This is a genomic window from Litoreibacter ponti (assembly GCF_003054285.1).
Taxonomy (GTDB): Bacteria; Pseudomonadota; Alphaproteobacteria; order Rhodobacterales; family Rhodobacteraceae; genus Litoreibacter; species Litoreibacter ponti.
Genome location: NZ_QBKS01000002.1, coordinates 231,608 through 254,542, shown reverse-complemented (window position 1 = coordinate 254,542; position 22,935 = coordinate 231,608). Strand labels below are relative to the sequence as shown.

Here is a 22,935-nt window from a genome sequence, read left to right as displayed (position 1 = left end):
ATCTTTGCCCCCATGTGCGGACGATTTTCCATGACCACCCCGGCGGAAGCGATGGCGGCGCTGTTTGATGCGGCGCCGGGCAATGATCTGCCGAACCTGCCCAATTACAACATCTGCCCGACCAATCAGGTCTGCGCCGTGACCTCGGAGCAGGGGCATCGGCGGATCGTGTCGCTGCGCTGGGGCTTCATCCCGTATTGGTACAAGACGCCCGGTGACGGCCCGCTCCTGATCAACGCGCGGGGCGAGACGGTGGCCGAGAAGCCCGCTTTCCGCGCCGCCGTGCGCCACCAGCGCTGCCTGATCCCGGCGACGGGCTTTTACGAATGGACCAAGGATGCGGATGGCAACCGCTTGCCGTGGTACATCCACCCCGATGACGGCGGCACGCTCGCCTTCGCGGGCATCTATCAGCATTGGAAGGGGCAGGAGAAAGGCGCGGAGGTCGAGCATGTGACCTGCGCCATTGTCACGACGGAGGCCTCGCCCAAGATGCAGGCGATCCATCACCGTGAGCCCGTGACGCTCGCGCCGCAAGACTGGCCGCTCTGGCTGGGGGAGGCGGGTAAGGGGGCGGCGAAGCTGATGACCCACGCCCCTGAGGACCGGCTGGCGTTTCACCGCGTCGGCACAGCGGTAAATTCGAACCGGGCCGCGGGGCCGGAGCTGATCACGCCGATCGAGGTGTAGCAATCCCACAGCAAAAGGCCCCGCCGGATCCGGCAGGGCCTGTCGCAGTCAGTCAAGCGGAATGGCTTACTGGTTGTTGGCCGCGTCGGTCTCGCCTGCGCCGGACAGCTCGAAGCACTCAGGCGCTTCGCCGGACAGGGCATCGCCGAAGGCGCCCTTGTATTCCGGGTTCACGGTGGACTCGAAGCAGCGCGTCATGCTGGCCGTCAGATGCACAACCGCCTGGCCGCCGGGCTGGATGTCGCCGGTGGACCAGCTGCCATCGATGGCGGTCGCATTGTGCACGATCTCTTCGTTGTTGCGGATGAAGTAGGTCTTGCCGACTTCCGCCATCACCATGGGCGGGAAGAACACGCCGCCGCGGATGTCGATCCGGGACGTGGTCAGCGGATCGCCGATGCCATTGAGTTCTTCGTCTTCAGTGTCGACGGCCAAAGCGGCGCCGGAAGTCATGGCAACCGCACAAGCGGTCATGATCGCAAATTTACGCATAAGAATGCTCCTTACGTGTTACAGCTCTGAGCGGGGGGATCGCCCAATAATATGCAAAGGTTAATGACCGAACATTGGGGCGATTCTGGGGCATCAAGTCTCCGCTTTGGAAACAGAGCGTTGCGAATTATCGTACAATTTTAATGGGTTCAGCTCTCGTAGCGGGTCGATCCGCGCCGGTTGGCATCGAGCGGAAGATTGACATGAAGCGGGCGGTGGGCGCGCTGGGAGCAGGCCTGGCGCGGGCACAGATGGCAGTTGATCCCGATGGGGTCGAACAGGTCGCGCTCGCTTATGTTGAAGGGCGCCGCATAGCCGATCCGTTCTGCGTGGGTGCGTTCGCAGCCCAGCGTGACCACCAGCCGCCGGTCCTGCGTGGCGCGCGAAAAGACCGGGCGGTCGGAGGTGCGCGAGAGGGTGAAGAACTGCCCGCCCTCGGGCAACTCGACGAATTGCGGCAGGATCACCCCGGGTGTCCGGAAGGCCCCGTGGATGTTCCAGACCGGGCAGGCGCCGCCCTGCTCGGCGAGGGTGAAGGAGGTCGAGTTGAACCGCTTGGTGACATTGCCCGCCTTGTCGGTGCGCAGGAAGAAGAACGGCACACCGCGCGCGCCATCGCGCTGCAAGGTGGTCAGCCGGTGGCAGACCTGCTCGAAGCTCACGCCGAAGCCCGCGGCGATCCGGTCGAGGTCGTAGCGCGTGCTTTCGGCCAGCTCCAGCACCTCCATATAAGGCATCAGGATCGCCGCGGCGGCGTAGTTGGCCAGCTCCACCCGGCAGCGCGCCGCGCCCGCCTCGTCGGCGATGGCTGCGTCTTCGAGCAGCAGGTCGATCTCGCCCGAGACCTCGAGCAGCGCCAGCACGTGGCAGAGTTGAAAGACCCGGTTGGGGTGATCGAGCGCTTCCGACAGGATGACCTTGCCCGCCGCCTGATCGTAGTCGCGCAGCCGCGCGCCTATGTCATGGATGCGCCCGATCTGCACGACGACCCCGTGCCGCGCGCCCAGCCGCGCTTTCAGCCCGGCGTAAAGATCATCGGGTCCGCCGCCGATCTCCCCCCGGATCGCCTCGGCGCGGCGTTCCAGCGTGTCGAAGTGATTCCCGTGGTTGCGGAAGTAGTCGTGGATCGCGGTCTCGGGCGAGGTCGCGATCAGCCCGGATGCGCCTTCATCGCTGCCAAGCGCCATCACCCGGTCCATCGTCATGCGGTGCGAGCGATGCAGGGACAGGAACTTCTCCACCAGCCGGGGCGCGTGATCAAGCGCGGCGCGCAGCTCCTGCAGGTCGGGGATCTCGGGGCCAAAAACCGGGTCGCGCAGCGCCGCGCGCAGATCGGCCAGCCGGGCCGCGTCATTGTCGGCGATCAGGTCGCGCCAATCCACGCCATAGGTTTCCGTAATGGCCATAAGGACTTGCACCGACAGGGCGCGCTGGTTGTTTTCCAACAGGTTCACATAGGCCGCACTTATCCCCAGCCGCTTGGCCATCTGGGCCTGCGTTTCGCGATTGTCGCGGCGCAGCTGTCTCAGGGAGGGGCCGACGAGGGTCTTGCGGGTCGTGTCCATAGGCATGCCTTGGTATGCAGTTTGTTTACAAGTTTACAGATTATTCATCTGTTATCTTTCCACATAACACAGAAACGCGCTTTTTCGTGTAATTTAATTTCGTATGGGTAGGTAAATGCGCATCGAAACTGCTCGTGCCGGGAAAATGGTCAGTCTGAAGACGCCAGTGCATGAACGAGCGCCATGGGAGGACTTTACATGACTTACTCACTGACCCGCCGCGCAATGATCGCGCTCGCCGCCACCGCGGCGCTTGCCACAGCCGTCCCGGCAGCCGCCGAGGGCTGGAAGCCCAACAAGCCCATCGAGATGGTCATCATGGCCGGCACCGGGGGTGGCGCAGACCGTCTGGCGCGCCTGTTCCAGTCGATCATCCAGAAAGAGAACCTCGCGCAGATGCCCGTCCTGCCGATCAACAAGGGCGGCGGCTCCGGCGCGGAGGCCCTGCGATACCTCAAAGACAAGGAAGGCGACGCCCACACGATCATGGCGACGCTCAACAGCTACTACACCACGCCGCTGCGCACCGACATTGGCGTCGATATCGAGGAATACACCCCGATCGCGCGCATGGCGCTCGACACGTTCGTGCTGTGGGTGAATGCCGACAGCGACATCCAGACGCTTGATGACTACGTCGCCGCCGTGAAGGCCGCTGGCGGAAGCTGGAAGATGGGTGGCACCGGCACCGGCGCGGAAGACAGCCTCGTGACCGCGATGCTGGAGAAAGAGTTCGGCATCAAGCACACCTACGTGCCCTTCAAAGGCGGCGGCACCGTGGCCAAGAACCTCGTGGGCGGTCACATCGACAGCACCGTGAACAACCCGTCCGAGCAGATGGGCTTCTACCAGGCCGGCAAGTCGCGTCCGATCGCGGCCTTCACCGCCGAGCGGATCGAAGCCTTCCCCGATGTCCCCACCATGGGCGAGCTGGGCCACGAGTTGGTCTACACCATGCAGCGCAGCTTCGTGGCCCCCAAGGACATGCCGGCAGAGGCCGTGGCCTATTACACCGACATGTTCCAGAAGCTGAGCGAGACGGAAGAGTGGCAGACTTACACGTCCGAGAAGGCGCTGATGCCCGACTTCCTGACCGGCGATGATCTGCAGGCCTACTTCCTGCAAGAGCGCGCCCTGCACAGCGATATCCTGACCTCGATGGGCGAGAACGCCGGATCGTAAGGACGCTCGGGAGAGACTTCTGACACGATAGGGCAAGGCGCGACGTCGCCTTGCCCGACCTTGTTTCATCTATCTCTTGGGGGGCCAGCTATGCTGACCGCAGACCGCACAATTGCGGCGTCGATCATGGCGCTATCCATCTATTTCATGTGGCACGCCACCGTCCTGCCCATCGGCTGGGTCGAGGGCGAGGGCCCCGGCGGCGGGGCCTTCCCGTTCTGGCTGTCGGCCATCATGCTGCTCGCCGCGGGAGGCATCTTCATCCGCTCTTTCCAGGCCGACCATCAGATGACGTCCGAGGACGGCCGCTTCTTTGACCGCACCACCATCACCTCGGTGGCTTCGGTGGCGGGCGCGCTGATCGCGTGCATCGTCGCCATGCCCTACCTGGGCGCCTACATCGCGCTGCCGCTGTTCATGTTCTGGTATCTCAAGATGTTCGGCGGCCACGGCTGGGTGCTGACCCTGAGCCTGTGCCTCACGACGCCGGTCTTCCTGTTCTTCTTTTTCGAGGTCACGCTCAAGATCCTGCTGCCCAAGGGCTGGACGGAGCCGTGGTTCTTCCCGCTCTACGCGGCATTCTTTTAGGGAGGGGCTGAGACATGGAAACCCTCGCACTTCTCGCCGACGGCTTTGCCACATCGCTGTCGTGGTTCAATATCTTCATCGTGGTCATCGGGGTGACCGCGGGACTTTTCATTGGGGCGATGCCGGGCCTGGGCTCGGTCAACGGGGTGGCCATCGTGCTGCCGCTGACATTCATCGTCCCCCCGTCCTCTGCCATCATCTTGCTCGCCGCAATCTATTACGGCGCGATGTATGGCGGGGCCGTCAGCTCGATCTTGCTTGGCATTCCCGGCGCGTCTACGGCGGTGGCCACCACCTTTGATGGCCGTCCCATGGCTCAACAAGGCAAGGCCGGGCTGGCGCTGATTGCTGCCGCGACGGCGTCGTTCATCGGGGGCACCATCGCGGTGATCCTGTTCACGCTGTTCGCGGCCCCGCTGGCCGATCTGGCCCTGAAATTCGGCCCGGCGGAGGAGTTCGCGCTGGTGCTGCTGGCGTTCACGACCTTTGTGGGCCTGGGCGGTGACGACGTGCTGAAAACCATAGTGATGATCGCGCTGGGACTGGCGCTGTCCACGGTGGGGCTTGATCTGATCTCCGGCCAGCCGCGGCTGATCTTCGGCGACATGCCGGGCTTTTATTCGGGCATCTCCTTCCTGGTGCTGGCCATCGGCGTCTACGGCATCGGCGAGGTGCTGCACACGATCGAGACGTCCAAGTCGAACCCCTCGGTCACGCCCGCGCGGCTCAGCTTCCGCGAGCTGGGCGCAAGCCTGAAGCTGATCAACAAGATGTGGAAATCCATGTCACTTGGCTCGTTCCTGGGCTTCTTCGTGGGCATGTTGCCCGCCGCAGGCGCCACGCCCGCGGCCCTGATGGCTTACGGCATGGCGCGCTCCACCTCCAAGGATCCCGACAGCTTCGGCAAGGGCAACATGGAAGGCGTGGTCGCGCCGGAGACGGCCAACAACGCCGCCTCCACCGGCTCGCTGCTGCCGATGCTGACGCTGGGCATTCCCGGTTCGCCCACCACCGCCCTGCTTCTGGGCGGCATGGTGATGTGGGGCCTCGTGCCCGGCCCGATGCTGTTTATCGAGCAGCCGGATTTCGTCTGGGGCCTTATCTCGTCGCTCTACACGGCCAATGTGGCCGCCGTGCTGATCAACCTCGCGCTGATCCCGCTCTTTGTCTACGCGCTGCGGATGCCGTTCACCGTGCTCTGCTCGGTCGTGCTGGTGCTGTGCATCGTGGGGGGCTTTGCGCCGTCCCAGAAGATGCATGACGTCTACCTGATCGCGGGCTTCGGCGTGGCGGGCTACCTGCTGCGCAAGGCGGACTACCCGCTGGCCCCGCTCGTGCTGGCACTGGTGCTCGGCCCGCTCATGGAAAAGAGCTTCCGGCAGACGCTGATTGGCGAGCAGGGCAACATCCTGGCCTTCGTCGAGCGCCCGCTCTCGGCCACTTTCATCGGCTTGGCACTGGTTTTCTTCCTGCTGCCGCTATTTAAATACCTCAGAACTTCGCGCCGCCGCGGCATGACCCCGGCAGAATAAGCGAGACGAGAAGGACAGACCCATGACCACTTTCGCTTCCCTCATCGCGTCCCATCCCGCGGACGCCAACGCAATCGGTGCGCCGGATCGCCCGTGGATGAATTACGGCGCCCTGCGCGATCTCAGCCAGTCCGTGCGCGTCCAGCTCAACACCGCAGGGGTCGGGCGCGGCGACCGGGTGGCCATCGTGCTGCCCAACGGCCCCGAGATGGCGTCGGCCTTCGTGACCATCGCGCAGACCTGCACCACCGCGCCGCTGAACCCGGCCTACCGCGAGGACGAATACGCCTTCTATCTCGGCGATCTGCAGGCCAAGGCCATCGTGCTGGCCGAGGGCTATGACGGCCCGGCCTTCCTTGCGGCGCGTGCGGCGGGTCTGAAGATCCTGCGCCTGAGCGCCAACGCGTCGGACCCTGCGGGCATGTTCACCCTGACCTTCGAGGCGGACGAGGGCGCTGACACGAGCGATCCCGAACCCGATGATGTCGCACTGATCCTGCACACCTCCGGCACCACGTCGCGCCCGAAGATCGTGCCGCTTTTGCAATCCAACGTCGCGGCCTCGGCGGCCAACATCGCCGAGAGCCTCGCCCTGACGCCCGAGGATCGCTGCCTCAACGTGATGCCGCTCTTCCATATCCACGGGCTGATCGCCGCCGTCTCCGCCACGCTCAAGGCGGGCGGGCAGGTTTGGTGCGCGCCGGGCTTTGATGCGCTGAAGTTCTTCAGCTGGATGTCGGATGCCGAGCCCACGTGGTATACCGCCGTGCCCACAATGCATCAGGCGATCTTGTCACGCGCGTCCCGCAACGCCGACACCATCGCCGAGGTGCCGCTGCGCTTCCTGCGCTCGTCCTCGGCCTCTCTGCCGCCGCCGGTCTTCACCAAGCTGGTCGAGACCTTCAACGCCCCCGTGATCGAGGGCTACGGCATGACCGAGGCGACGCACCAGATGGCCTCCAACCCGCTGCCGCCCCGCGCGCAAAAGCCCGGCTCCGTCGGCGTGCCCGCAGGCCCAGAGGTGCGCATCGCCCACGAGGTCGAGAACCGCCTGATCGACGGCACCGGCGAAATCTGCATCTCCGGTCCCAATGTCACCCCCGGCTACGAGGGCAACCCCGAGGCCAACGAGAAGAACTTCTTCGAGGCCGAGGGCAAACGCTGGTTCCGCACCGGCGATCAGGGCTCGTTTGACGCCGAGGGCTACCTGTCGCTGACCGGCCGCCTGAAAGAGATCATCAATCGCGGCGGCGAAAAGGTGTCCCCGCTGGAGGTCGACGCGGTGCTCTTGGACAGCCCCGACGTGGCGCAGGTCGTCACCTTCGCCCTGCCGCACCCGAAGTTGGGCGAAGAGGTCGCCGCCGCCGTGGTCCTGACCGAAGGTTCCGACGCGACCGAGGCCACCATCCGCGACTTCGCCAAATCCCGCATGGCCGACTTCAAGGCGCCGCGCAAAGTGGTGATCCTCGACGAGATCCCGAAGGGCGCTACTGGCAAGATGCAGCGGATCGGCATGGCCGAGAAGCTGGGTCTGGTCGAGCCTGCCTGAGGGGGACGCACCATGAAAATCTGTATCTTCGGCGCCGGGGCCATCGGCGGCTATATGGGTGTCAAACTGGCGCAGGCCGGGGCCGATGTGTCCCTCGTGGCCCGCGGCCCGCACCTGGCCGCCATGCAGGAGAAGGGCCTGACCCTGATCGAGGAGGGCGGCGAGACAACCAACGTCGCCGTCACCGCCTCCGACAACCCCGCTGATCTCGGCCCGCAGGACTATGTGATCGTCACGCTCAAGGCCCATTCGGTCCCCGGCGTGGTGCCCCATATGCAGCCGCTCATCGGCCCCGACACCACGATTGTCTCCGGTGTAAACGGGGTGCCGTGGTGGTATTTCCACAAGCTCGACGGCCCCTACGAGGGCACAAGGCTGGAAAGCGTCGACCCCGGCAACGCCCAGTGGGACGGCTTCGGCCCCGACAGGGTCCTGGGCTGCGTCGTCTACCCCGCCGCCGAGGTGTCAGAGCCCGGCACGATCAAGCATATCGAGGGCAACCGCTTTAGTTTGGGCGAGCCTGACGGTTCCAAATCCGACCGCGCTCTGGCCTTGTCAAAGGCGCTGTCCTCCGCGGGCCTGAAGGCCCCGGTGCGCCCGCGCATCCGCGACGAGATTTGGGTGAAGCTCTGGGGCAACCTGTCGTTCAACCCGATCTCCGCGCTGACCCACGCGACGCTCGATGTGCTCTGCACCGACCCCGGCACCCGCGCCGTGGCGCGCGGTATGATGGTCGAGGCGCAAACCATCGCCGAGGCGCTGGGCGTGAAGTTCCCCATCGATGTCGACCGCCGTATCGACGGCGGCGCCGCCGTCGGCGCGCACCGCACATCCATGTGGCAGGACCTCGACGCCGGCCGCCCCATGGAGATCGAGGCCCTCGTCGGCGCCGTCTCCGAACTCGGCACCCTCACCGGCCACCCGACGCCCACCGTGGACACCGTGCTGGCGTTGATCCGGCTCAGGGCGAAGATGGCGGGGGTTGCCTGAAGCTCTTTATTGCTTGACGGACGCACTGTGATCCCCGCGAAAGCGAAAAACCCGCCAAGACCCAGCACCTAACCGGGCCCCGAGCGCGTTAGACGTCTAAACGACCGCGCGCTGCTCGAACGGGGCGAGCATGTCCCAGCGGAATTCCACCCCCGTCCCGGGCACGTCCGGCGCCACCGCCATGTGATCCTCGACCATCAGCGGCCGGGTTGTGTAGCGGTCGATGGGGAAGGAGTGCACCTCGATCCAGCCCTTTGGATCGTGGCCTGACACCAGCGAGACATGCAGCTCCTGCATCCCGTGGGAGCAGACGGAAACGCCCGTGTTATCAAAGACGTCAGCCGCCTGAAGCCAGCCTGTGATGCCGCCGCAATTGGACGCGTCAGGTTGTACAAAACTTAACTTCGCCTGATCGCGGGCATATTCGAACTCATGCACCGTGTGCAGGTTCTCCCCCATGGCGAGCGGCACGCCCGTGGCGTCCGCAATCTGCGCAAAACCTTGATAATTATCGGGAATAATCGGCTCTTCGAACCACATGATATCGTGCTCCGCGAAGCCTTTTGCGAGTGCTATCGCCTGATCAACATCCAGCGAATAATTGGCATCCACGGCGAATGCGATATCCGGCCCGATGAGCTTTCTAACCGCTTGAATACGCTCAAGATCATCGGGGCGTCCGATCTTGATCTTCACCCCGTTGAAGCCGCGGTCGAGGTAGCCCTGCACACTGTCCAAAAGCTTTGGCAGGTCAAACCCCAGATCGATCCCGCCACAATAGGCCCGGCACCTGTCCGCCGCTCCGCCGGCCATCTTGTACAAAGGCTGACCCGATGCCTTGCCCCGCAAATCCCACAGCGCGATATCGACCGCGGAGATCGCGAAAGACGCGATTCCGCCGCGCGCTACGTAATGCACGTGCCATTGCATCGCATCGTATAAGTCTTCAACGTTTTCAGCGTTTTGACCCACAAGGAACGGGCCCAGATCGTCCCGGATCATCGCCAGAATGGCCGTGCCGCCCTTGCCGCCCGTGTATGTGTAGCCGACGCCCTCGGTGCCATTTTCCAGCCGGACCGTCGCGCAGACCAGCTGAAAAAAGTGGTGGTCGCCATGTTTGGCGTCCACCAGAACCTCGTCCAAAGGCACGTTGAACAAACGCGCCTCAACAGACGCGATCTTCATAGATGCGCGCATTCCGGCACCGGGGTTTTGACCGTGCCGTCGGCCTTCCACTGAAGCAGATTGTCCACCGTCAATTTGCCCATCGCCGCCCGCGTCTCATGCGTGCCGGAGCCTACATGGGGCAGCAGCACAGTCCGATCAGACGTCTTCAGCGCGTCGGGGATGTGGGGTTCTTTCTCGAACACATCGAGGCCAGCAAGGCCCAGCTTGCCGCTGTCGAGGGCCTCGATCAGCGCCGCCTCATCGACGACCGAGCCGCGGGAGACATTGATTAGCATGCCCGATGGGCCAAGCGCCTCAAGCACCTGTTTGTTCACGATTTTATTCGTGGACGGGCCCCCGGGCGTGATACAGATCAGCACGTCACAGGCGGCGGCCATTTCGACCAGATCGCCGTAATACGTGTACGGAACGTCCTTTTTCGAGCGCGTGTGATAGACGATCGTCGGATTGAAAATCGCCATCCGGTCGGCGATTTCCTGACCGATGCGACCCAGCCCCAGGATGCCGATGGTCTTGCCGTCGGGCGAGGTGGACAAGGGCGCATTGCCGCTTGTTTCCCAATCACCCGAGCGCGCCCAGGCCTCGTCATGGCGGAAGTTGCGCAGGCCCGCGAGCAGCAAGAGCAGCGCCGTGTTGGCGACCTCGCCATTCAGTACGTCGGGGGTGTGCGAGACCTTGATGCCGCGCGCCACGCAGGCGTCGGTGTCGACCGCGTCGTAGCCCACGCCGTAGCCAGAGACGACCTTGAGGTTTGGCAGCGCCTCCATCACTTTCGCAGGCACCCCGTCATGGCCGTTGGTCATAACCGCTTCCACGCCCGCGCCGTGCTCCGCCGCCCAGGCGTCGAAATCGTCGATCTCCGACATCACGTGGACCTTGAACTCGGCGTCGAGCCGGGCACGCATCTCGTCTGTCGCGCCGCCGATCTGCAGGACTTCCGGCTGGCTCATGCGTCTTCTCCCACGGTCTGGCGCTGGGTGCCGAGCCCTTCGATGGTCAGCTCCATCACGTCGCCCCTCTTCAGGTAGACAGGTTCCGGCTTCATGCCCATGCCTACGCCCGGGGGCGTGCCGGTGGTGATGACATCACCCGGATGCAATGTCATAAGCCCCGACAAATGCTCGATAATCTGCGCCACGGTGAAGATCATCGTGTTGGTGTTCCCGGTCTGCATGCGCGTGCCATTGACGTCGAGAGACATGGCGAGGTTTTGCACGTCCGGCACCTCGTCGCGGGTCACCAGCCACGGGCCCGTGGGGCCGAACGTGTCGCAGCTTTTGCCCTTGGTCCACTGGCCGGTCAGCTGGGTCTGGAAATGCCGCTCGGAGACGTCATTGACCACGCAGTAACCCGCCACGTAATCCAGCGCGTCGGCCTCGGAGACGTATTTGCACTCCTTGCCGATCACCACGCCCAGCTCCACCTCCCAGTCGGTATGGGTCGAGCCGCGGGGCATGATCACGTCATCATAGGCCCCCACGATGGCGGAGTTTGCCTTGAAGAAAAGGATCGGGTGCTCGGGGATATCCGCGCCGGTCTCGGCGGCGTGGTCGGAGTAGTTCAGCCCAATGCACAGGAACTTCCCGATCGAGCCCACGCAGGCCCCGAGCCGCGGGTTGCCCCCGACCGCGGGCAGGTGGGTCGGATCGATCCCGGCCAGGGAATGCAGCACGGCGTCGCCCAGATGTGCGCCGTCGATATCGGCCACATGACCGCTGAGGTCGCGCAGCTGGCCGTCGGCGTCGATCATGCCGGGCTTCTCCGCGCCCTTGTCTCCGTAGCGAACCAGTTTCATGTCAAAACTCCCTAATGATTGTCGCGCGGCATGTATTTGCGCGAGATGTCTTGGTATTTTGCCGCCCCGTCGAGTGTCATGCCCTCGCTGAAGGGCCGCACCAGCTGGCGGAAGATCTCTTGCCACGGCGTCTGGCTGTCCGGCACCTCAATGGAGCCGTTTACCAGTTTTTCAGCCCGTGCCTTCAGCTCGGCATCATCCACCAGCATATCGGCGGTGCATTTGCGAAGATCGATCCGCACCCGGTCGCCGGTCTGCACCAGCGCCAGCCCGCCCCCATCGGCGGCCTCGGGCGAGGCGTTCAGGATCGACGGCGAGCCAGATGTGCCCGACTGCCGCCCGTCGCCCACGCAGGGCAGGGCATGAATGCCCTTCTTCAGCAGGTAAGACGGCGGGCGCATGTTCACGACCTCCGCCCCGCCCGGGTAGCCCTTCGGCCCCGCGCCGCGCATGATCATGATGCAATGCGCGTCGATGCCGAGGCTTTCGTCGTCGATGCGGTGGTGGAAATCCTCCGGCCCGTCGAAGACAATCGCGCGCCCCTCGAAGGCGTCGGGGTCGTCCGGGTTCGACAGGTACCGGTCGCGAAATTCCTTGGAGATCACGCTGGTCTTCATGATTGCTGAATCGAACAGGTTGCCCTTGAGGTTGATGAAGCCCGCATCCTTCAGAATCGGCGCGTCGATGGAATAGATCACATCCGAATTGCCCGTCAGCATGCCTTCGCAATTCTCGCGCATCGTCTTGCCATTGGCGGTCACCACGTCCGGGTGCGGCAGCAGGTTGGCTTTGATCAGCTCGCCGATTACCGCGGGCACGCCGCCGGCGCGGTGGTAATCCTCGCCCAGATACTTGCCCGCCGGTTGCAGGTTCACCAGTAGCGGCACGCGATGGCCGAGCGCCTGCCAGTCGTCATTGCCGAGCGCCACATCGAGGTGCTTTGCCACGCCGTTGAGGTGGATCGGCGCGTTGGTCGACCCGCCGATGGCGGAGTTGATCACGATGGCATTCTCGAACGCCTCGCGGGTCATGATGTCGGAGGGGCGCAGATCCTCTTCGACCATGCCCACGATGCGCTTGCCGGTCTCGTAGCTGATCTGGCCGCGCTCGCGGTAGGGCGCCGGGATCGCGGCCGAGCCGGGCAGCTGCATCCCCAACGCCTCGGCCAGCGAGTTCATCGTCGTCGCCGTGCCCATCGTGTTGCAATAGCCGACCGACGGGGTCGAGGAGGCGACCAGATCCATGAACCCGTCATCGTCAATCTCGCCCGCCGCCTGCATCTCGCGCGCTTTCCACACGATGGTGCCAGAGCCGGTACGCTCGCCCTTGAACCAGCCGTTCAACATCGGCCCGACGCTCAGCGCAATGGCGGGAATGTTCACCGTTGCCGCCGCCATCAGCAGGGCAGGGGTGGTCTTGTCGCAGCCGATGTTCAGCACCACGCCGTCAATCGGGTAGCCAAACAGCGTCTCCACCAGCGACAGATAGGCCAGGTTGCGGTCCAGCATCGCCGTGGGTCGCTTGCCGGTCTCCTGGATCGGGTGCACGGGGATCTCGATCACCGTGCCGCCCGCCGCGATCACCCCGTCGCGCACCCGCTTGGTCAGCTCGATATGATGCCGGTTGCAGGGCGACAGGTCCGATCCGGTCTGGGCGATGCCGATGATCGGCTTGCCGGACTGAAGCTCTTCGCGGGTCAGGCCGTAGTTCAGGTAGCGCTCCAGGTAGAGCGCCGTCATTTCCTGATTGTCAGGGTTGTTGAACCACTTTTGCGATCTCAGCTTCGACTTATCGGCCATCTCAATCTTCCATTAAGGTTAACGCGCCCCGATCCCAAGCAAGGGCGCTTTCATGCTTCGTTTTGGCAAAAATACTCAAAAACCCGCCTTAACCGGACCACCCGCCATCGATCACATGGGCCTGCCCGGTCGTAAAGGCGCTCTCGTCACCGGCGAGATACACCACCAGCGCCGCGATCTCTTCCGCCTTGGCGACGCGCCCCATGGGCTGGCGGGACACGAACTGCTCCAGCGCGGCCTCGTAGCTGCCAAGGCTCTCGCCCAGCTCGCGCACCCGGTCGTGCCAGCTGGGGCTCTCCACCGTGCCGGGGCAGATGCAATTGCAGCGAATCCCTTGCGTGATGTAGTCCACCGCCACCGATTTCGTCATGCCGATCACGGCGGCCTTGGTGGTGCCGTAGATGAAGCGGTTCGGCGCGCCGATGACCGAAGAGCACGCGCTCGACATGTTGATGATCGAGCCACCGCCGCGCTCCAGCATGCCGGGCAGGGCCGCCTTCATCATCCGCATCATTGAACGCACGTTCAGATCGAAGGCGAAGTCCCACTCGTCGTCCGAGGCGTCCAGGATTGAGCCCGCGTGCACGTAGCCCGCGCAGTTGAACAACACGTCCGGCTTTGACCGCGCCACGCCCTCGGCCACTGCATCCGCGTCGCGCACGTCCATCTCGAAGGTCTCGATGCCGGGGTGCTCCAGCTCGGCCAGGGCGTCCGCGTTCACATCGGTCGCAAAGACCTGCGCGCCCTCATCGGCCATCGCCAGCGCCGAGGCGCGCCCGATGCCCTGAGCCGCCGCACTTACCAATGCACGTTTTCCGGCAAGTCTTTGATGCGCCAAGGTAATCCCCCCGATATTTTCGTTGTATCCGTCGCGCGCAGCCTCGCGACACGCCCCTTGCCTAAGGTCAATTTAGTCGGGCTTCAATGCTTTTCACCGCCCGGCGCTTCCCCTAGTGTTTGCGCAAACAGCATGAAGACGAGGAACGGGGACCCCATGGCAAACACGAAAATCGCGCTGCTCGGCACCGGGCTGATGGGCGCGCCGATGGCGCGCAATCTGCGCAAGGCGGGTTTCGATCTGTCGGTCTGGAACCGCTCCCGCGCCAAGGCAGAGCCGCTGGCAGATCACGGCGCCACCGTTCACGACACGGTGGCGGAGGCCATCGCGGGTGCGGATGTGATTATTACCATGCTGGCGGACGGCGTGGTGGTGGGCGGCCTTGTCATGGACGAAGCTGTGACATCGGCCATGAAGGACGGCGCCCTATGGATCGACATGTCCTCGGCCAAGCCCGAAGAAGCCCGCGCGCAATCGGCCCATCTGGGCGCGCTCGGCTTCGCCCATCTTGACGCGCCGGTCTCGGGCGGCACCAAGGGGGCGGAGGCCGCAAGCCTCGCCATCATGGTGGGCGGGGACGCGGATGCCTTCGCCCGCGCGAAACCTGTCTTCGAAGCAATGGGCCGCCCGGTCCATGTTGGCCCGTCGGGCGCGGGCCAGCTCTCCAAGCTCGCCAATCAGGCCATCGTCGCCGTCACCATCGCCGCCGTGGCCGAGGCGATGCTGCTCGTCAAACAAGGCGGCGCCGACGCGGCTGCCGTGCGCGCGGCGCTCAAGGGCGGCTTCGCCGACAGCACCATCCTGCAGCAGCATGGCGAGCGCATGACGGAGGGCAATTTCGAGCCCGGCGGGCTCACCAAATTCCAGCTGAAAGACCTCGACAACCTGCTCAATGAAAGCGGCCAGCTTGGCCTGACCCTGCCCACCGCGCAGATGACCCGCGACCGTTTCGCGGAGTTTTCCAATAATATGGGCGGCGCGGATAAAGACCACTCCGGGCTCTATCTCGAGCTACTCGCGCGCAACGGTCTGAGCGCATGAGGGCGCTCGTCCTCGGCGGCGGCGGGATGGTCGGCCAGAAGCTGGCCTTGCACCTGTCGGTTCACGGACTTGGCGGCGAGCCGGTCGAATTGACGCTGCACGATATCGCTTTCCCGCCCCAGCCGTTGCCGGGCGTCAACCAGATCGTGGGCTCCATCGCCGATGCGGGCACCGCCGCGCGGCTCGCGCGCACCAGGCCGGATGTGATCTTCCACCTCGCCTCGATCGTCTCGGGCGAGGCGGAGGCGAATTTCTCCAAGGGCTGGGCGGTCAACATGCACCCCACATGGGCGCTGCTGGAGGCCCTGCGCGCAGAGCACGAGGCCGATCCCGACTACTGCCCGCGCTTGGTTTTCACCTCGTCCATCGCGGTGTTCGGCGGGCCGTACCCCGACAAGATCAGCGACACGTTCCTGCAGGCCCCGCAGACCAGCTACGGCGCGCAGAAGCTGATCTGCGAGACGATGATCTCGGACTTCTCGCGCAAGGGCTATATCGATGGCATCTCGATCCGCCTGCCCACGATCTGCGTGCGTCCCGGCGCGCCGAATGCCGCCGCCTCGGGCTTCTTTTCCGGCATCATCCGCGAGCCCTTGAATGGGCAGGAGGCGATCCTGCCGGTCGCAGACACCGTGCGCCACTGGCATGCCAGCCCACGCTCCGCCACGGGCTTCCTGACCCATGCCGCGACCCTCGACACAGAAACGCTCGGCGGCCGCCGCGCGCTCAACCTGCCGGGCATCAGCTGCACCGTGGCCGAACAGATCGAGGCGCTGCGCGAGGTCGCGGGCAACGATCCGGTCAAACTGATCAAACGCCAGCCCGACCCGGTGATCGAGAAGATCGTCGAAGGCTGGCCGCGCGACTTCGCACCGGAGCGCGCCAAGGCGCTGGGCTTCAAGGCGGAGAGCAGCTTCAAGGAGATCATCGAGGTCTATCTCGAAGACGACCTCAACGCGCCGGGCCCATAACATAGGGGCCAGATGGCTCTTTCTTTGTTCCAAAAATACGGGATGGCGCAGCCTGTCAGCCTACCCTCGGCGGGCGAGTTCCGCGACCTTGGGATGCTGCGGCGACAGGTTGCGCTCGAGATGGGCGTGGATGCGGCTGCGGACCTTGCCCGGGTCGCCCTCGAGCGCGGCGTCGACGATGGCCTGATGCTGGGCGATGTTCTCGGTGATAAAGGCAAACGCCCGGTCCACCGCGACGTGCTGCTGGCGAAACTGCGCGTAGATCTGGCGGTGCAGCCCGATCAGCGTGTCGGACGCGCAGGCCGAGATCAGCGTCTGGTGAAACTCCTCCTCGGCCTCCAGCCAGTGCGCGACGAGACTGTCGGGGTTCTCGTGGTGGCGGATGCGCTTCTCGAGATGCAGGAGCTTGTGATGCACGGCGGTCAGCCGTCCTTCCCAGTCGATGCCGCCATACTGCAGTGACAGGCAGGCGCCTTCCTGCTCCAGCAGGATGCGCATCTGCGCGACCTCGTGCTGCTTTTGCGCGGAGCGTTCGGGCATCCGGAATCCCCGCTGGTCGCGAAACTCGGCCAGCCCTTCGGCGGCAAGGCGCAACAGCACGTCGCGCACCGTATTGGTCGAGCAGCCATAGTCCTGTTGCAGCTCTGCGGGCTTGAGCTTGCGGCCGGGCGCAAAGCCGCCCTCGATCAGGCGGGCGCGCAGATCGTCATAAATATCAGGGGTTTCGCGTCTTGGCATGGCACATCCTCACCCGTAAGCATGTGGAGGAATTTCTGAAAAAGCGAGGAAATTTTGAAATTTTGTGAAATTTTAGATTTTGATTGGCAGGTCCAGATTCGGTTGCTACGGTCCTATTACGCCTGCGAGCGCTAACGGGCGACGCCCGGATGCTCGCAGTCACAAAGAAATAAAATCGTCTGGGAGGACACCATGAAATTTCTGAAAACGGCCGCTTGTTCGGCTGCGGCTTTGGCTGTGCTGGCCACGGGCGCGATCGCCGACGGCCACGCCACCACCAAGCTGCGCATCCAAACCCACTACGCCCCCGAAACCACGTCCGGCGGCTTGCTGACCGAGCTGATGGAAAACATCGAGCTGATGTCCAACGGCGAGATCGACATCGAGATGTTCTACTCGGCCTCCGTCGTCAAATCTGTCGAGACATTTGACGCGGCAGCCTCCGGCATTCTGGATTGCGACGCCACAGGCGGCGGCTACCAGACCGGCAAGAACCCCGCCTTCCAGTTCGTGGGCGACATCATGGGTGGCTACGAGACCCCCGCACAGCAGCTCAGCTGGCTGTACTATGGCGGTGGCCGCGACGCGGCTCAGGCGCTCTACAACCAGTATGACATGCAGCTTGTGGGCTGGATCGTCTACGGCCAGGAAAGCTTCGCCTCCACCAAGCCGATCGCTGGCATTGACGATCTGAAGGACTGGAAATTCCGCTCGCCTCCGGGCATGGAAACCAAGATCTTCGAAAAGCTCGGCGCCTCGCCCATCGTGATGGACTTCACCGAGATCTTCACCGCGCTGGAGACCGGCATCATCGACGGTGCTGACGCCTCGAACATCTCCAACAACGTCGGGCTCGGCCTCTACGACATCGCGAAGTTCGCCAACTACCCGGGTTTCCACTCGATGCCGTCCGACCACCTGGCCTGCAACAAGGCCGTCTGGGACGCGATGCCCGCGCATCACCGCGCGATCATGGAGACCGCCGTCTCCGACATCGCTCTGAAATCCGCCCTGATCTTCGAGAAGCGCAACGCAGAGGCCGTGGCCAAGCTGACCGCCGATGGCGTGACCATCTCGCAGTGGGCGCCTGAGGATCTGGCCGAGTTCCGTGCCGCAGCGCAGGCCACCTGGCCCGAGTTCGCCACGACCCCCGAGGCCAAAGCGCTTGTGGACAGCCACATCGCCTACCTCAAGCAGCTGGGTATCGTGAAAGAGTAAGCCTCCCACGGGAAGGCTCATCGACGGGGCCGTGGCCATGCGCCATGGCCCCGTTTTGCATCTGGACGGGCGCAGAATGAAGATCACCGCGATCACCAGCCATGTGTTGCAATACGACATGCCCGAGGTCTTGGGCTATTCGCAGCAATACTACGCCAAGCGCACCGCGCATCTGGTCGAGGTCTCGACCGATGAGGGCGTGACGGGCTGGGGTGAATGTTTTGGGCCCGGCGCCATTGCGTTGGCCAACAAGGGTATCGTCGAAGGCGTCATCGCGCCGATGATCCTTGGGCTGGACCCGCTCGACCGCGACGTGATCTGGCACAAGGTCTACAACCTGATGCGCGACCACGGCCAGAAGGGGATGCCGATGCAGTCCCTCTCCGGCGTCGATATCGCGCTGTGGGACATTGCGGGCAAGGTGGCGGACATGCCGCTGCACAAGCTGATCGGCGGCGCGCACCGCGCGGATGTGCCGGTCTACGGCTACGGCATGATGCTGCGCCCCGACATGGACGCGCCCTCGCTGGCCGCGCTCTTTGCCGACGAGGCCGCCGCGATTCGCGACGCAGGCTTCACGGCGACCAAGATGAAAACCGGCCTCGGCCCGCGCAAGGACGTGGTGCTGTGTCAGGCCGTCCGCGACGGGGTGGGCGCGGAGTTCAAATTCATGGTGGATGCGAACCACTGCTACACGACGTCGGACGCCTTCTACGTGGGTCGCGCGCTGGACGAGCTTGAGGCCTATTGGTTCGAAGAGCCCGTCGCGCCCGAAGACCACGATGGCTACCGCGAGTTGCGCGCGGGCCTGAAGACCAACATCTCCGGCGGCGAGGCCGAGTTCGGCCGCTGGGGCTGGCGGGCAATCCTCGAGAACCGCGGGCTCGACATCGCCCAGCCCGAGGTCTGCGCGCTGGGGGGCGTGTCGGAATACCTGCGGGTGCTGGCGCTGTGTCATGCGCATTTCACGCCTGTGGTGAACCATGTCTGGGGCTCCGCCATCGCGGTCGCCACCAACCTGCAACTGCTGGCGGCCATGCCGCCCATGCCGGGCGGGCTACACCCGTGGGAGCCGATGCTGGAATTTGACACCACCGATAACAAATTCCGCGACGATCTGCTGGCCGAGCCGCTGGATATCCAGGGCCAGGTCAAGGCCAATGGCGGCCGCGTCGCGATACCGACAGCACCGGGGATCGGCGTCGAGCCGGACCGCGACTTCATCGAACACTACGCCGTGGCCGCGTGACGCCACACCAAGGGGAGGGAGAGTATGCAGGATCAAGAGCTCAAACACGGAACCGCGATCGAATGGCTGGTGCCGCTGGCCTTCGTGATCTGCGCGGGCTGGGTGACATGGCACATCCCGGCCTTCACGCTCGACTGGGCGCCGCCGGAAAACCAGTCCGCGCGCGACAACCTGGCGGGCATCTTCCTGCGTAATGACGTGACCCCCAACATGGGCGGGCTCTTCGGCGGCTATGCCGACGCGATCGACTGGCTGGCGCTGGTGCTGCTGCCGGTCTTTCTGGTCCTCGGCGTGATGACCGTGCGACGCGCCCCCATGGAGTTCGAGGCCTGGGGCACCGCCGACCGCCTGTCGGTCTTCATCGGACGTATCACCATGATGCTGATCGTGCTTTTGGTGCTGGTGATGCTCTACGAGGTGCTCTTGCGCTACGTGTTCGAGGCGCCGACGCTCTGGGCCAACGAGCTGTCGCTGTGGATCGCGGGCTTCATCTTCCTGACCGCGGGGCTCTATGCCATGCAGCAGCGCAGCCATATCCGCATTTTCCTGCTCTACGACGTCTGCCCGTGGTGGATGCAGAAGCTGTTCGACTGCATCTCCACGCTGCTGATCATCGCGTTTGCCTTCTTCCTGATCTATGGCGGCTACGGCGAGGCGTTCAGCAAGTTCTACCGCTGGGAAACCTTCGGTACCGCCTTTGATCCGCCCATTCCGGCCACCGTGAAGCCCGCGGTGCTGTTCATCGTGGCGCTTGTGGCCGTGCAGGCGGTGGTCAACCTGATCGCCGACTGGAACGCCGAGCCGGTGATCCACACCGCCGCCGACGACATCGACGAGGACGAGATCGCCCGCCTGCGCGCCGCTGTCGGCGCAGAGGGCACCGGCGATCTGGACGTCACCCGCGGGGCCATTCAGGGCTCCCAGACCAAAGCCAAGAAGGACGACAACTGATGGACGTCGGAACGATCTCACTGGTGCTGATGCTGGGCCTCGTGGTCCTGCTGGCCATTGGTATGCCGCTTGGCTTCGCCTCTGCCTTCATGGCCGTGGTGGTGCTGTTGATGAAATTCGAGCCCGCGCTGCTCATGGACCCGACCCTGTGGGGGGAGGGGATTCTGACCGGCCGGCCGGGCTCCGGCCCGCTCAACATTCTGTCGCAACGCATATACGGCGACGTGATGACGAGTTACGTGCTCATATCAATACCCTTGTTCATCTTCATGGCGGCTTTGCTGGAACGCTCCGGCATCGCCAAGGACATGTATTCCTCGCTCAACATCTGGCTGAACCGCACCCGCGGGGGCATCGCCATCGTCACCTCGATCATGGCGGTAATCATGGCCGCCATGTCGGGCATCATCGGCGGCGAGGTGGTCCTTTTGGGCCTGATCGCGCTGCCGCAGATGCTGCGGCTGGGCTACAATCAGAACCTGGCCATCGGCACGATCTGTGCGTCCGGGTCGCTGGGGACGATGATCCCGCCCTCGATCGTGCTGATCATCTATGGGCTGATCACCGAGACCTCGATCAAGGCGCTGTTCACGGCGGCCTTCCTGCCGGGCTTCATGCTGGCCTCGTTCATCATCATCTACATCATCATCCGCACGCGGTTGCATCCAGAGGACGCGCCGCTGCCAGAGCTGCAGCCGGGCGAGCCGGTGGGGGCCGAGAAGGCAAAGCTCTTCGGTGGTTTCATGGCGGTACTCGTAGCGGGCTTCAGCACGGCCTTGTGCCTGCGCGCGCTGTTCTTCACGGTCACCGGCCAGAACGACGTCATCGAGGGGGTCGAGCCGATCTTCTGGGGCACGCCCGCCGATGTGCCGTGGTTCGCGGGGCTGGTTGCGATCTCACTGGCGCTGATCTTCTTCGTCTTCGGCCGCGAGACCACCGCCCGCGGCTGGGCGCTGGGCAAGGGCCTTGTGCCGCCTATCGTGGTGATCGGGGTCGTGCTGGGCTCGATCTATGGCGGGATCACCGGCATCACCGAGGCCGCTGGCATGGGTGCCATCAGCGTGCTGCTGATCGCCATCTTCCGGGGCGAAGCGAGCTTTGATCTGGTCTGGGACAGCCTGATGCGCACGCTGAAATCCACCGGCACGATCATCTGGGTGACCATCGGCGCAACCGCGCTGGCGGGCGCCTACACGATCGCGGGCGGGCCGACCTATGTGGCGAACCTGATCCTCGGCACCGACTTGCCGACCATGGGCATCATCCTGATCATGATGCTGATCCTGTTGTTCATGGGCGCCTTCATGGACTGGGTCGGTATCGTGCTTTTGATCATCCCCGTCTTCCTGCCCATCGTGCAGCGCCTGCCGATCGAGGAGATCGGCTTTCTCGGCCAGCTCGAGCCGCGCTACATCGCGATCTGGTTCGGGGTGGTGTTTTGTATGAACATGCAGGTGTCGTTCCTGTCACCACCCTTCGGCCCGGCGGCCTTCTACCTCAAGTCGGTGGCCCCGGCGCACATCTCTCTGACGGATATCTTCAAGGGCTTCCTGCCATTCATCTGCATCCAGCTCTGCGCGTTGTCGGTGCTGCTGATCTGGCCGCCCATCGTGACGATCCTGTTGAAGTAGATGCTGAGCGCCGCGCAGATATCGGCGTTTCATCGGGACGGCTATCTGGTCGTCCCGGACGTGGTCCCGCAGGACACGCTTGACCGGGTTCGGACGGAATATGCGGGGCTGCTGGACGGGCTTTGCGAGGGCTGGGGCATCAAGGGCGCGGGGTTCGAGGAGAAACTGATCGCCGCCTACCGCGCGGGGTTCGACTGGTTCCAGCCGCTCGACATCTCGCTGCCGGGCGACCGGATCGCGGCGGACACACCGATGCATTTCGGCCCCGCGGTGTTCGAGATGGCGACGCACACGCGACTGCTCGATCTGGCCGAGGACCTGCTGGGCGGCGAGATCACCGCCAATCCGATCCAGCATGTGCGCATCAAGCCGCCCACGCCTGATCTGCGCGCGGGCGAGGTGCGCGCGCATATCACCGCGACCGACTGGCATCAGGACCGCGCCGTGGCGCTGGAAGAAGCCGACGAGACCGACATGATCACCGTCTGGCTGGCGGTGACGGATGCGACGGTGGAAAATGGTTGCCTTAAAGTACAGCCCTTCTCAGGCACGCCGGAGATGCTGCCGCACTGCCCCAAGACCCAGACGGCGATTGCCGACGCGTTCATCGACGAGGATGGCGCGGTGCCGCTGCCGGTGCCTTCTGGCGGGGCGGTAATCTTCCACCCGCTCGTGCCCCACGCGTCACTGCCCAACCGCTCTGACGGCATCCGCTGGTCGTTTGATCTGCGGTTCAACAAGACGGGCCAGCCCACGGGCCGGTCGCATTTTCCGGATTTCGTCGCCCGTTCGCGCGCGCGCCCAGAGACAGAACTACACGATTGGCGCGCCTGGCGTGCTATGTGGGAAGAGGCGCGGGCGCGCTTGGCTGAAACCTCGCATATCGACATCCACCGCTGGCAATCGGACGCGCCCTATTGCGCATGAG

At 64.3% G+C, this 22,935-nt stretch carries 21 protein-coding genes; 13 read left to right on the top strand and 8 right to left on the bottom strand.

Features of this window, described 5'->3' with window-relative positions; genetic code table 11:
* Positions 1 to 12: 12 nt before the first annotated feature.
* The gene (locus tag C8N43_RS15105; protein ID WP_107846597.1) at positions 13 to 690 is read left to right on the top strand and encodes an SOS response-associated peptidase; all 678 of its coding nucleotides are present in this window, start codon (positions 13 to 15) and stop codon (positions 688 to 690) included.
* Between the two features lie 66 nt (positions 691 to 756).
* On the opposite strand, the gene C8N43_RS15100 is transcribed toward C8N43_RS15105, so the two are convergent.
* Entirely contained in the window at positions 757 to 1,182 is a 426-nt protein-coding gene (locus C8N43_RS15100; RefSeq protein ID WP_107846596.1) for a cupredoxin domain-containing protein, read from the bottom strand.
* A gap of 149 nt (positions 1,183 to 1,331) precedes the next feature.
* Positions 1,332 to 2,747, bottom strand: coding sequence for a helix-turn-helix domain-containing protein (locus C8N43_RS15095; protein WP_107846595.1), 1,416 nt, complete (start codon positions 2,745 to 2,747; stop codon positions 1,332 to 1,334).
* A 198-nt stretch (positions 2,748 to 2,945) separates the two neighbouring features.
* On the opposite strand from C8N43_RS15095, the gene C8N43_RS15090 reads away from it, so the two are divergent.
* From C8N43_RS15090 to C8N43_RS15070, 5 genes are all read left to right on the top strand, one after another.
* Positions 2,946 to 3,929, top strand: coding sequence for a tripartite tricarboxylate transporter substrate binding protein (locus tag C8N43_RS15090; RefSeq protein ID WP_107846594.1), 984 nt, complete (start codon positions 2,946 to 2,948; stop codon positions 3,927 to 3,929).
* A gap of 90 nt (positions 3,930 to 4,019) precedes the next feature.
* On the top strand, positions 4,020 to 4,517 hold the full coding sequence (locus C8N43_RS15085) for a tripartite tricarboxylate transporter TctB family protein (RefSeq protein ID WP_107846593.1): 498 nt from the start codon (positions 4,020 to 4,022) through the stop codon (positions 4,515 to 4,517).
* Between the two features lie 14 nt (positions 4,518 to 4,531).
* The gene (locus C8N43_RS15080) at positions 4,532 to 6,049 is read left to right on the top strand and encodes a tripartite tricarboxylate transporter permease (protein WP_107846592.1); all 1,518 of its coding nucleotides are present in this window, start codon (positions 4,532 to 4,534) and stop codon (positions 6,047 to 6,049) included.
* A gap of 22 nt (positions 6,050 to 6,071) precedes the next feature.
* Positions 6,072 to 7,598, top strand: coding sequence for an acyl--CoA ligase (locus C8N43_RS15075; RefSeq protein ID WP_107846591.1), 1,527 nt, complete (start codon positions 6,072 to 6,074; stop codon positions 7,596 to 7,598).
* 12 nt (positions 7,599 to 7,610) lie between these two features.
* The gene (locus tag C8N43_RS15070) at positions 7,611 to 8,588 is read left to right on the top strand and encodes a 2-dehydropantoate 2-reductase (protein WP_107846590.1); all 978 of its coding nucleotides are present in this window, start codon (positions 7,611 to 7,613) and stop codon (positions 8,586 to 8,588) included.
* Positions 8,589 to 8,684: 96 nt separating this feature from the next.
* On the opposite strand, the gene C8N43_RS15065 is transcribed toward C8N43_RS15070, so the two are convergent.
* The 5 genes from C8N43_RS15065 to C8N43_RS15045 all read right to left on the bottom strand — a co-directional run bounded on the left by C8N43_RS15065 (position 8,685) and on the right by C8N43_RS15045 (position 14,208).
* A complete protein-coding gene (locus C8N43_RS15065; RefSeq protein ID WP_107846589.1) occupies positions 8,685 to 9,773 on the bottom strand; it encodes a mandelate racemase/muconate lactonizing enzyme family protein in 1,089 nt (362 codons plus the stop codon).
* On the bottom strand, positions 9,770 to 10,726 hold the full coding sequence (locus C8N43_RS15060) for a 2-hydroxyacid dehydrogenase (RefSeq protein WP_107846588.1): 957 nt from the start codon (positions 10,724 to 10,726) through the stop codon (positions 9,770 to 9,772). The genes C8N43_RS15065 and C8N43_RS15060 overlap by 4 nt, the downstream gene beginning before the upstream one ends.
* Complete coding sequence (locus tag C8N43_RS15055) at positions 10,723 to 11,571, bottom strand: fumarylacetoacetate hydrolase family protein (protein ID WP_107846587.1); 849 nt, start codon at positions 11,569 to 11,571, stop codon at positions 10,723 to 10,725. Before C8N43_RS15055 ends, C8N43_RS15060 begins: the two co-directional genes overlap by 4 nt.
* Before the next feature lie 11 nt (positions 11,572 to 11,582).
* Complete coding sequence (locus tag C8N43_RS15050) at positions 11,583 to 13,370, bottom strand: IlvD/Edd family dehydratase (RefSeq protein ID WP_107846586.1); 1,788 nt, start codon at positions 13,368 to 13,370, stop codon at positions 11,583 to 11,585.
* 88 nt (positions 13,371 to 13,458) lie between these two features.
* Positions 13,459 to 14,208, bottom strand: a complete 750-nt coding sequence (locus C8N43_RS15045) for an SDR family oxidoreductase (protein WP_107846585.1) — start codon at positions 14,206 to 14,208, stop codon at positions 13,459 to 13,461.
* Between C8N43_RS15045 and C8N43_RS15040 the strand changes: the two genes are divergently transcribed.
* On the top strand, positions 14,200 to 15,249 hold the full coding sequence (locus tag C8N43_RS15040) for an NAD(P)-dependent oxidoreductase (RefSeq protein WP_342748729.1): 1,050 nt from the start codon (positions 14,200 to 14,202) through the stop codon (positions 15,247 to 15,249). The two genes, C8N43_RS15045 and C8N43_RS15040, sit on opposite strands and share 9 nt — an antisense overlap.
* Positions 15,246 to 16,220: a D-erythronate dehydrogenase gene (gene denD, locus C8N43_RS15035; protein WP_107846583.1), complete on the top strand. Its 975-nt coding sequence runs from the start codon at positions 15,246 to 15,248 to the stop codon at positions 16,218 to 16,220. Before C8N43_RS15040 ends, denD begins: the two co-directional genes overlap by 4 nt.
* A gap of 60 nt (positions 16,221 to 16,280) precedes the next feature.
* Here denD and C8N43_RS15030 read toward each other — a convergent pair whose 3' ends face one another.
* The gene (locus C8N43_RS15030; protein ID WP_107846582.1) at positions 16,281 to 16,958 is read right to left on the bottom strand and encodes a GntR family transcriptional regulator; all 678 of its coding nucleotides are present in this window, start codon (positions 16,956 to 16,958) and stop codon (positions 16,281 to 16,283) included.
* 192 nt (positions 16,959 to 17,150) lie between these two features.
* On the opposite strand from C8N43_RS15030, the gene C8N43_RS15025 reads away from it, so the two are divergent.
* The 5 genes from C8N43_RS15025 (at position 17,151) to C8N43_RS15005 (ending at position 22,934) form a co-directional block, all read left to right on the top strand.
* On the top strand, positions 17,151 to 18,176 hold the full coding sequence (locus tag C8N43_RS15025; protein WP_107846581.1) for a TRAP transporter substrate-binding protein: 1,026 nt from the start codon (positions 17,151 to 17,153) through the stop codon (positions 18,174 to 18,176).
* Positions 18,177 to 18,252: 76 nt separating this feature from the next.
* The gene (locus C8N43_RS15020) at positions 18,253 to 19,425 is read left to right on the top strand and encodes a mandelate racemase/muconate lactonizing enzyme family protein (RefSeq protein ID WP_107847275.1); all 1,173 of its coding nucleotides are present in this window, start codon (positions 18,253 to 18,255) and stop codon (positions 19,423 to 19,425) included.
* 24 nt (positions 19,426 to 19,449) lie between these two features.
* Entirely contained in the window at positions 19,450 to 20,376 is a 927-nt protein-coding gene (locus C8N43_RS15015; protein ID WP_107846580.1) for a TRAP transporter small permease subunit, read from the top strand.
* Positions 20,376 to 22,007, top strand: coding sequence for a TRAP transporter large permease (locus tag C8N43_RS15010; RefSeq protein WP_107846579.1), 1,632 nt, complete (start codon positions 20,376 to 20,378; stop codon positions 22,005 to 22,007). The genes C8N43_RS15015 and C8N43_RS15010 overlap by 1 nt, the downstream gene beginning before the upstream one ends.
* Positions 22,008 to 22,934: a phytanoyl-CoA dioxygenase family protein gene (locus tag C8N43_RS15005; protein WP_107846578.1), complete on the top strand. Its 927-nt coding sequence runs from the start codon at positions 22,008 to 22,010 to the stop codon at positions 22,932 to 22,934.
* Position 22,935 lies beyond the last annotated feature (1 nt).